Raw genomic sequence first — 9,826 nt, forward strand, 5'->3', positions numbered from 1 at the left:
TGGGACAGCCCCTTTTTTAATCTTATTCTTCCCCAAAACGTTCAACAAGTGTTGCAAGTGTACGAACCATTGCACCTGTTGCTCCAGCTGGACCTAAATCATGTGCACCCTTTGTCTCAGATGTTCCAGCGATATCTAAGTGTACCCATGGTGTTTCTTCTGCAAATTCACCAAGGAATGTTCCTGCCATTACTGCATGACCTTCGCGGCCCGGTGAGTTATTTAAATCTGCAAATTTACTGTTACGAACGCGCTCTTTATCACGCTCAAAAATCGGTAATTGCCAAATTGGCTCATCCGTTTCCATTGATGCTTCTAATACTTGTTCAAACAATGTTTCATTGTTTGTCATTGCACCCGTTGTATGGTTTCCAAGTGCAACGATGACACCGCCTGTTAACGTTGCAACATCAACAAGATAATTTGCACCAAGTTTTTTCGCATACGTAATACCATCCGCTAATGCTAGACGACCTTCTGCATCTGTATTTAATACTTCAATTGTTTTACCGCTCATAGATGTAATCACATCATCTGGTTTAAATGCTGTACCACTTACCATATTGTCTGTTGATGGAATAACAGCAACCACGTTTTGCTCTGGACGAAGTTCCCCGATAATTTCCATTGCACCAAGAACTGCTGCAGCGCCGCCCATATCGCCTTTCATACCAACCATGCCTTCACGTGGTTTTAAAGAGTAACCACCTGTATCATATGTGATCCCTTTTCCAACAAAGCCAATAACATCTGTCCACTCTTCTTTTCCTTTATAAATAAGAGCAATCATTTTTGGCGGCTCTGTAGAACCTTGGTTTACGGCAAGTAATGCCCCCATACCAAGCTCTTCTATTTCTTCTTTCTCAAGCACTTTATAATCCATATCGTATTTTTCCGCCAACTCAACTGCATACTCTGCAAGCGTTGTTGCTGTTAACATGTTCGGCGGCATATTTACAAGTGTACGAGCTGAGTTTGTAGCACGTCCGTGTACATATCCAACCATTAATGCAGCTTCGATTTCTTTTGCATCTTCCGCTGTAATAACGGCAAGTGTTTCTAGCTCTACGCTCTCTTTTTTACCTGTTTTATATGTTTGTAATTCGTATGTACCAAGGGAATGTACTTCAGCTGCAATATGTGCAACATCAATTGCGTCTAATTTATCTGTTACGAACGAATCAAGTAAGATGGCAGCATCTTGTACTTTGGCAGATTGTAACGTTTTAAATGCCTTACTAAGTGAAGCACGTAATGTTTCTGTTGTATATGCTTCTTTTTTTCCAAGACCAACGAAATAGTAACGCTTTACATTTGTTTTTCCTAAGCTATGCACTTTTGAAATGGCTTTTTTCTTTGCACTAAGTTCTTTCTCTTCTAATAGAACTTGTAATTGTCCATCAAACGCTTTGTCTAATTCCTGCACAAAGCTGCTCGCTTTATCTTCTTCGAATAAGGCAACAATGACTGCTTCATGGCTTGCTAATTCTTTTTGTACTTGAAACATATTCAAACCCCCTAGATTTCTCTATCTTTCATTATAACTGTATTTTTTCGGAAATGCGATAATTCTAACTTCTCTTTCATTTCATGTATATAAAAAACTCAGGTAACGATGGTAGCTCATGTATTCTTGCATATGGAATGCTCTCTATTTTTTCAGGTATTATTTTTCGGCACTCTTTCACAAATATTACGATTTCTTCTACATCTAAGTTCCAATGCACAGGGCAGTATGGCGTCAAATATTGCTCTGCCACTTCCATCATAAGGCGCGCTCCCTTTACATTTCCATAACTGTAATGATACTGAGCAACTACCATTTGTAGTAACCCTTTTAAAAATAAATTACTCCGCTCTTCCAGCCACATTTCTTCAAGCAAATCATGGCACGTATAATAATCTCCTTCATTATATTTCACGAAAAACTCATAATACGCAAAAGGATAGTCTTCCACTGTCGCACCCCGTTTTTCTTATATTGTGAAACAGGACAATAAAAAAAGTCCAGTGTTAATCACACTAGACTATCTCTGTTTCAAATATTGACCACGGAATACTTGCATTGTTTCATCTTGGTTCAGCATCGTTAACTGATCTTCTGATAATTTACCATTTCCCATTTTTACTACATATACATTTACCTTTTTCTTGCCCCACTGGCTATATACATCTTGAACAGTCTCATAATATAAATCAAGTCGATTTCCTTTTATAGCGCCGCCTTTATCCGCGACAACACCGTACCCATAACCTGGTACAAAAAGAATGGTCCCAATTGGAAATACTCGTAAATCCGCTGCGATTGTAGAATATAAATCTCTTTTCGCCTTTACACCTGAATACGTGATACCATACTCTGGATGCCCAGGGCTTTTTCCTGTTGATTCGGCACCTGACGTATAACCAGTTGCAGTCATTTCCATAACACGATATTTCGACCAGTCATTTGCCTGTTCTAAAGCATTTATCACTTCTTTACTCGGAACAACTTGTTTTTTCATTTCAGCTGCATGTACTTCTTTTACATCTCTTTCTTTATATGTTTTTATAATATCTACTAAAGAAACTCCTGTGAATGCTTGCCACGTCACACATAATGCTGCTACAAGTAAACAAGTCATCATAATGCGAATACCATATCGTTTTAACATTTTTATATTCCACACTCCTTCATCGTTAGTCATTCCCTATACGAGAAAGAAATATGCAAAAAAAAATCTCCAAACGGCTTGGAGACTAAAACATTTGATATCCACTTTTTCGAAGTTTCTTTATCACAACTCCTGCTAAAATCGCTCCTATAAATCCAGTCGATAAAATAAAAAGATCGGCTTGTCCAAGATGCGATACACTTGTTCCAAATGAAGAGAATGTTTCTTTCGGTTTTGAAAAATAATCCCACACACCTGCTTTATTAATAATAAGCATACAAACAATTGGATAGATGACAACCATCACCCACGTCGCACGTAAAATCATGTTGAGCAAAAAACCAATTCCAAAAAAAAGTATAAAAAACAACATCATTGAAATAAGTAATACCGGGATACTCAATCCTTTCCCCTCTCCTTCTATTTCTTATCTCCTGCCGTAAACACATGATACGATGTATATCCAAATTGCTCTCCTGGATTTAAAGTTGTTTCCATCTCAAGAAGCGGTTCTGTATTCCCTTCAAGTAAGTGCCGAACTAATATAGAAGCATCTTGACCATACGCAATATCTTTCGGATGTAAAAAAGCTACTTCAGACAGTTCCTTCTCTTGAACCGTAACCTCTTCTCCTTCTGGCTCCAGCAGAAAAATAATCATATTATCACTAATCTCATCACGAATGACACCAGAGCGAATACCAATCACTCCTTTTACATGTGCAACGATGCCTGTCTCTTCTAAAATTTCACGTCTAACGGCTTGATCAATTGTTTCTCCTTCATTTACAAAACCAGCTGGTAACGACCACTTCCCTTTTAACCCGCCGTATTTTTTCTTTACAAAGAGCCATCGACCATCTTTTGTAACTACAAGCCCACTTACAGCTAACCAAACATTCCCGCGTTTCCCCATGATGTAAAACCCCTTTCACCTAAAGGACAGAATATTCATTCTTTTTATATATTATACTATATTTTTCAGTGAGAATAACATAATCTTCCTTGTTCCTCAGTTACTACGTTTCTTTCTACCCTTCTGCATTTTCCATATATTTTATATAATGTAAATATAGGGTATTATTTCCCTGTAGAAAGGTCTCGAATTCCTTCAAAATTCTTCTTTGAATATTACATCACACCTATTCATTGCGAAAGGAGTAAAAAGTAAAATGAGAAATCAATCAAAAAAGTCCAGTATTGTATTTGTAACATTAGTTTCCGCATTACTCTTCTGCTCTGTCTTAGTTGCCATTTCACTTTCACCACTTGCTGATTTAGGACCTAATGCAAATAAATTTAACTCTTTAGGCATGTGGAAATCAATCGGCATGATTTTACTATTTTATATCGTACCTCTACTTCTTTATATAGGAGGAGTGAAGGCAATACAATTCATTATGGCTTTTCTTTGCGTTATGGGGCTATTCGTACATCTTGTGATACTTGCAGCTGTATTTATTACAATACGCGCAAGTGACTATAACGCCTCCTCTTTCTTAGGAGTCATCATTCTTTGCGCAGCGGTATCAATCACAAATGTAATTTGGTTTTTTGTTGCTTTTCGCTCAAAAAGAACTTCTACTTATACACTGGATGCACAATAAAATAGAAATTAAAAAAAGCAGAAACGCCTCCTAGCCGTTTCTGCTTCTTTCTACTATATACCTCTTTTGATTTTCCAACATATAAAGTGAAACTTTAATCCGTGGGGGGGTTTCTTCATCCCCCACGGATTATTAGCCCTCACCAATCGGGCTTTTACGGGCAGTTTATCTCCCACCTAACTTCTTTAGAAAAGCGGAAGCGGCTTGCTCAGAATCGCAGGACGCCCGCGCCAAGGGCAGAGAGGCGCTTTTTGCCTCGTCCGAGGGGGCGAAACGACCGGAGATTCTAGCCGCTAGAGCTGGACAATGCTTTCACCGAATTTTGAGGTGGGAGTATTACTGCCCGCAAATAGCGGGATAAAACACGGCTGTGAAAACAAAAGTGGATCTCCACTCGTTTACTCCCTTTGTTTTAACATGGCATGGGGTAGGAAAAAGCCCTGACCGCTTCTATGCATGGCCGGATGCTCTCTCCCATCAAAAAAGAAAGGTTTTTTCATTTATATTTATATATTAAAAGAACTTCAATTTACCTTTTTTAAGAACTAATAAAGGTCCACCAAGTAAGAATAAGTAACGGTTATCGATTACTTTCTTCATGAATGAAGCTTTCCAGCCCGTTAGCTTTTTACCCATAACAACGCCCATTGCATCGTCATGTCCTAATGAACATACAGAACCTTTGTTATCAAATACGAATTTCTTCATTTCGCCTTTACCGCGAATTAACACAGATAAGTTATGCGCAATGTTGTAACCTTGCTGAATTGCAATTTGTGCTGTCGGTGGATATGGACGGTTATTTTCTTCATTAATGATTAACGCTGCGTCACCAACCATAAATACCTCTTCATGACCTGGAGCATGCATATACTCATCAACTTTAATACGTCCGCGCATCGCTTCAAAGCCAGACTCTTCCACAATGCCGTTACCGCGAACACCAGCAGCCCAAACAACAGTTTCAGATTTAAGTAACTCAACATCGTCACCATTTGCAACTAAAATGCCTTCTTCAGTCGCTTCTTTAATTGCTGTACCGATGCGGAATTCTACGCCTTTTTTCTCTAACTGTTTTACAGCGTACTCAACTAATTCTGGATCAAAACCAGGAAGTGCTGTTGGAGCAGCCTCTACACAGATGATACGTGCTTTTTCACGTGGAACATCATACTCTTTGCAAAGTTCAGGAATACGGTTTGCAAGTTCTCCTACATACTCGATACCTGTAAACCCTGCGCCACCAACAACGATTGTTACTAACTCATCGCGCTTTTCAGTCGCATATTGAGAGAACTTATATTCCATATGATCACGAATTTGACGAGTTGCATTAATGTTAGTGATAGAGAATGCATGCTCTTTCAATCCTTTAATACCAAATGTTTCAGATTCGAAGCCAAGACCGATTACTAAGTAATCATACTCTAACTCACCATTTTTTAAGATAACGCGTTTTTCAGCTGCTTTAATTTCTACAACTGTATCTTGTACAAAGTTTACTTTATTTGTATCAATAACGTCTTTAATGTCGAGACGGATTTTATCATGATGTAATGTGCCAGCTGCACCTTCATGTAACCAAGTTGCTTGGTAGTGATAGCTGTTGTTGTTTACTAACGTAATTTCAGCTTCATTTACAGATAATGTTTTTTGTAGACGAACAGTCGTAATCATCCCACCATAACCTGCACCTAAAACTACGATTTTTGGAGTTTTCACTGAATCACAACCCTTTTCTTTATTAATAGTAATGAAAAAATAAGATCAAAGTGCTAAACACTCAATTTGTCAAGAATGTGGAATTTATCACATTCTCAATTACAACAAAACGTATTCAAAAAAAATTACGAAATTTGTCATAAAAAATTAACATAATACTTTCCTATATTAGTCGGTTTCATTTCATAATTCAAGCACCTAGAGAATTATCATTATTTTAAAATAACATAGCGTTTTCAAGGGTTTTTAAGCCTATATTTCATGTATTTTCCTACCGAGATATTTTATACCTCTTTCTAACTAATCTATGCAAAAGCTTACACACAATTCCGTCGTTTTCTTACATATTATGAACTAAAATATGCTATCATTTAAATGAAGTACAATCATTTGCAGGATTTTCGTATACATATGAAAAATATATGGAATCAATATCAAAATTCCATATATAGGGGGGCATAAATAGTGACAGAAAATCAAAAAATTTACGACATAACGATTATTGGTGGAGGTCCAACAGGGCTATTTACAGCGTTTTATGGCGGAATGAGACAGGCAAGTGTAAAAATTATTGAGAGCTTACCACAGCTTGGAGGACAATTGTCCGCACTATACCCTGAGAAATATATTTATGACGTTGCGGGATTTCCGAAAGTACGCGCTCAAGAATTGGTGAACAACCTAAAAGAGCAAATGAAAAAGTTTGATCCAACCGTTTGCTTAGAAGAAGCAGTGGACACACTTGAAAAACAAGCTGATGGCGTATTTAAGCTTGTAACAAATAAACAAACACACTATTCTAAATCTGTCATTATTACAGCTGGTAACGGTGCTTTCCAACCACGCCGTTTAGAATTAGACGGTGTAGAAAAATTTGAGAAGAAAAACTTGCACTATTTTATTGATGATATGAATAAATTTGCTGGAAAACGCGTCGTTGTATTTGGCGGCGGTGATTCTGCGGTAGACTGGACAATGATGTTAGAGCCAATCGCTGACCAAGTTACAATTGTTCATCGCCGTGATAAATTCCGCGCTCATGAACATAGCGTAGAAAACTTAATGAATTCTCGCGCAGAAGTAAAAACGCCATACGTTCCAGTTGAACTCATTGGTGAAGACAAAATTGAACAAGTTGTTCTGCAGCATGTCAAAACAGAAGAGAAGGTTGTCATTGACGTTGATGATGTCATCGTAAACTACGGCTTTGTTTCGTCCCTTGGTCCAATTAAAAACTGGGGCTTAGACATTCAAAAGAACAGCATCGTTGTAAACTCTAAAATGGAAACAAATATTCCTGGCATTTATGCAGCTGGTGACGTTTGTACATATGAAGGAAAAGTAAAACTCATTGCATGTGGCTTTGGTGAAGCACCAACAGCAGTAAACAATGCAAAAGCTTACTTCGATCCAAATGCAAAACTGCAGCCAATGCATAGCTCTAGTATGTTTTAATGTATAGATATGATAAAGAAGGCACAATTTCTACAATAGAAATTGTGCCTTCTTTTCTTACTTTACTTAATACTTTCTAACTCCCATTTATGCTTCTCATCTGGTGAATTTGTATGCTCACCTGTTAAAATATTCTCATGTAAAGATACAGGTGGGAAAATCCCATTATCTGCGACACTACCAACCCATTTATTGTATCTATACGTGATATAAGTAGAATCAGATTTTAAATAGAAGCTCTTTTGATTCGGAATTTTATCTAATTTAATTGTCGATCTGTTACGTTCTTGATCTAACCAACTATAATCATACCCATTTCCAACGTTAAGGTATTGATAGCCACCATGAGTACTGTTCGTAAATTTAAGGAATACTTCCTCATCTTTTCCAATTGGCTCTCCTGGTCTAGACTGACCTTTTCTCTCAATGATTACTGATGTAGCTTCAATATCTGGTCCATGTATTTCTTGTTTCTTCGGTCCAAGTCTTAATCCATCCCAGTTGTTTCCTTTTAGATTAAAGTGTACATATTTTCCGTTTACAGTTTGAAATAAAGTACTTACATGCCACTCTTCTCTCACGTTACCTTCACGAATTTCCGAGCTAGACGTTTTCAAATAATACGGTTTTCCTTCTACAATAAATTCACCATTATTATCTACTAATAAGTTATCGAACTCTTTATTATACTTAACAGCTGTAGAGATCTTTTGTGTCGGAAGTTTCTTTTGTGCATCATTGATTTCAAATGTCACTTCTTTTGATGGATCGAATTGATCTAAGCTTACAGTTTCTTTAGATTCATATGAATTCCCATTTTTCACCAATGTTACTTGTTGTGTTGTTTTAGAATTTCTCTTTTCAAAAGAAGCAGTAATTTCATTATTTGCTCCTAATAAGCCAGGTACGACTGCCGCATAAAGCTTTTTCTTAATTGGATCATAAGCGCTATATGATAATGTCGGTGGCTGTAGTTGTTCAAAAACACCGACTCTCCAACCTTTCGTTACAGCCTCTTCTTTTATATTTTCTAAACTGTTTTTCTCAAAGACGTCTCGCTGTCCACCGTAATTTTCTACAAGCGCATTTACTTTTTTAGAATCTACGTTAATATGTTTTAAAACCTCATTCAACTTTAAATTTGTATTCGCACCAACACCATTTGGCGCATACACTCTAAACTTCGGTTGATTTCCGATATCTGTTTCTAGTAATGCAGTAGAAGCATTTACACGAGATTCATATTTCCCTGCATCTCCTAAATTTTTAAATTCTCCGTCTTGTTCGATAGACACGTCCATTGTGCTCGTCGGTAATACTTCAACAGAAAGAAGTGCACCTTGTTCAACAGCTTTTAATTCATCTAACGTTAAGTAAATATTTACATCCGCTTGACCTTCTAAACTATCGATTAATACTTCTGTTTTATTTCTTCCGCCTTTTTCTGTGCTTAAATGCTGTGCTTTATAACGATCTTGTGTTGCCTTTACAGTATTGATAATCTTGTCCCCTAAACGAATGTTAAAATGTGGAGAAACATTTTCAGCCGATGCTGTACCCGTATTTTTATACTCTAACTGTAAACTTACTTTTGCTGCTTTTGCTGTATCAACTGTTGTTGCAGTAGACCAATCAAAATTATTAGAATAGCTTTCTGTTTCCGTGTCAGTTTTTGAATATCCATAGCCGACATTTAATGAAGCATCAGCTTTTGGTGTTGGGCCTGCTGCTGAACCTTCAACACCGCCTCCCACAGTTAGACCAACATTAAAGGAATGTTGTGTAGATACACTTTTCTCCCAGCCCTTATTAATAGATCCTCCTTTTGAATCTGTAATTTCCTTAATAGGGGTAACTCCAATACGTTTGATGCCAATTTGTAAGTTCGGCATATTGGCAACCATTGGATTGAAATCAGTATCAGAATCACTGCCAAAATGTGCAACTTCATAATCATCTGTAAAAGGATCTCCATCTGAATTCGCACTCATAGAATTCGTGATGAATTTTAACTTTCCTTTATCTTTCTCTGGATCCCATGCTTGCGCTTCATTTTTCCCAGTTTGGTAATTGAACTCAATTTTATATCCATTTGTCTCTAAATCGTTAGGAATACCATCTTTATCCCAATCATTATTTTGTACTTCAATTTTTTCAGTAGAAATCTGTCCTTTTTTTCCGTCAGTTCCAAGAACAGCTTTTTCTTCTTTTACATTTGCATTCTCTTGGAACTTCTCAACTTTACTTTCTGGACTTGGCTGATTTACGTCTGCTAAAGCAGGGGATGCTAAAGTTAGTGCCATTGTTACACTGCTTAATACAGCAAATGCTGGCTTCAATTTCTTTTTTTTCATCGTCATTTTTCTCCTTGTTTTCTACCATCTAGTGG

The 9,826-nt window shown here is 37.2% G+C and carries 9 protein-coding genes; 2 read left to right on the forward strand and 7 right to left on the reverse strand.

Translation table 11 applies throughout. The annotated features are described in order from the left end of the window. Positions 1-22: 22 nt before the first annotated feature. From V7183_RS21500 to V7183_RS21520, 5 genes are all read right to left on the reverse strand, one after another. Positions 23-1,507, reverse strand: a complete 1,485-nt coding sequence (locus V7183_RS21500) for a leucyl aminopeptidase (protein ID WP_335360775.1) — start codon at positions 1,505-1,507, stop codon at positions 23-25. Between the two features lie 76 nt (positions 1,508-1,583). Beyond that, complete coding sequence (locus V7183_RS21505; protein ID WP_097899105.1) at positions 1,584-1,958, reverse strand: DUF309 domain-containing protein; 375 nt, start codon at positions 1,956-1,958, stop codon at positions 1,584-1,586. A gap of 69 nt (positions 1,959-2,027) precedes the next feature. Beyond that, positions 2,028-2,654: a 3D domain-containing protein gene (locus V7183_RS21510; protein WP_141523369.1), complete on the reverse strand. Its 627-nt coding sequence runs from the start codon at positions 2,652-2,654 to the stop codon at positions 2,028-2,030. 85 nt (positions 2,655-2,739) lie between these two features. Continuing rightward, positions 2,740-3,057, reverse strand: a complete 318-nt coding sequence (locus V7183_RS21515; protein WP_097899103.1) for a YuiB family protein — start codon at positions 3,055-3,057, stop codon at positions 2,740-2,742. Between the two features lie 17 nt (positions 3,058-3,074). Beyond that, on the reverse strand, positions 3,075-3,569 hold the full coding sequence (locus V7183_RS21520) for an NUDIX domain-containing protein (RefSeq protein WP_097899102.1): 495 nt from the start codon (positions 3,567-3,569) through the stop codon (positions 3,075-3,077). Between the two features lie 256 nt (positions 3,570-3,825). Between V7183_RS21520 and V7183_RS21525 the strand changes: the two genes are divergently transcribed. Beyond that, complete coding sequence (locus tag V7183_RS21525; RefSeq protein WP_097899101.1) at positions 3,826-4,260, forward strand: DUF5391 family protein; 435 nt, start codon at positions 3,826-3,828, stop codon at positions 4,258-4,260. Positions 4,261-4,773: 513 nt separating this feature from the next. On the opposite strand, the gene V7183_RS21530 is transcribed toward V7183_RS21525, so the two are convergent. Next, positions 4,774-5,982, reverse strand: coding sequence for an NAD(P)/FAD-dependent oxidoreductase (locus V7183_RS21530; protein ID WP_335360776.1), 1,209 nt, complete (start codon positions 5,980-5,982; stop codon positions 4,774-4,776). A gap of 465 nt (positions 5,983-6,447) precedes the next feature. Between V7183_RS21530 and V7183_RS21535 the strand changes: the two genes are divergently transcribed. Then, positions 6,448-7,437 carry an NAD(P)/FAD-dependent oxidoreductase gene (locus V7183_RS21535; protein WP_097896188.1) on the forward strand — a complete coding sequence of 330 codons (990 nt, stop codon included), beginning with the start codon at positions 6,448-6,450 and terminating at the stop codon, positions 7,435-7,437. A 62-nt stretch (positions 7,438-7,499) separates the two neighbouring features. Here V7183_RS21535 and V7183_RS21540 read toward each other — a convergent pair whose 3' ends face one another. Continuing rightward, positions 7,500-9,791 (reverse strand): binary toxin-like calcium binding domain-containing protein, encoded by a 2,292-nt coding sequence (locus V7183_RS21540; RefSeq protein ID WP_335360777.1) that lies wholly within the window; start codon positions 9,789-9,791, stop codon positions 7,500-7,502. Between the last annotated feature and the right edge of the window lie 35 nt (positions 9,792-9,826).

It is taken from the genome of Bacillus sp. JJ1127 (assembly GCF_036965845.1).
GTDB lineage: Bacteria > Bacillota > Bacilli > Bacillales > Bacillaceae_G > Bacillus_A.

What these genes read in the sequence shown, in the direction of transcription:
- V7183_RS21500 (WP_335360775.1), bottom strand. Translation starts at nt 1,507, where the DNA reads ATGTTTCAAGTACAAAAAGAATTAGCAAGCCATGAAGCAGTCATTGTT.
- V7183_RS21510 (WP_141523369.1), bottom strand. Translation starts at nt 2,654, where the DNA reads ATGTTAAAACGATATGGTATTCGCATTATGATGACTTGTTTACTTGTA.
- V7183_RS21520 (WP_097899102.1), bottom strand. Translation starts at nt 3,569, where the DNA reads ATGGGGAAACGCGGGAATGTTTGGTTAGCTGTAAGTGGGCTTGTAGTT.
- V7183_RS21525 (WP_097899101.1), top strand. Translation starts at nt 3,826, where the DNA reads ATGAGAAATCAATCAAAAAAGTCCAGTATTGTATTTGTAACATTAGTT.
- V7183_RS21540 (WP_335360777.1), bottom strand. Translation starts at nt 9,791, where the DNA reads ATGAAAAAAAAGAAATTGAAGCCAGCATTTGCTGTATTAAGCAGTGTA.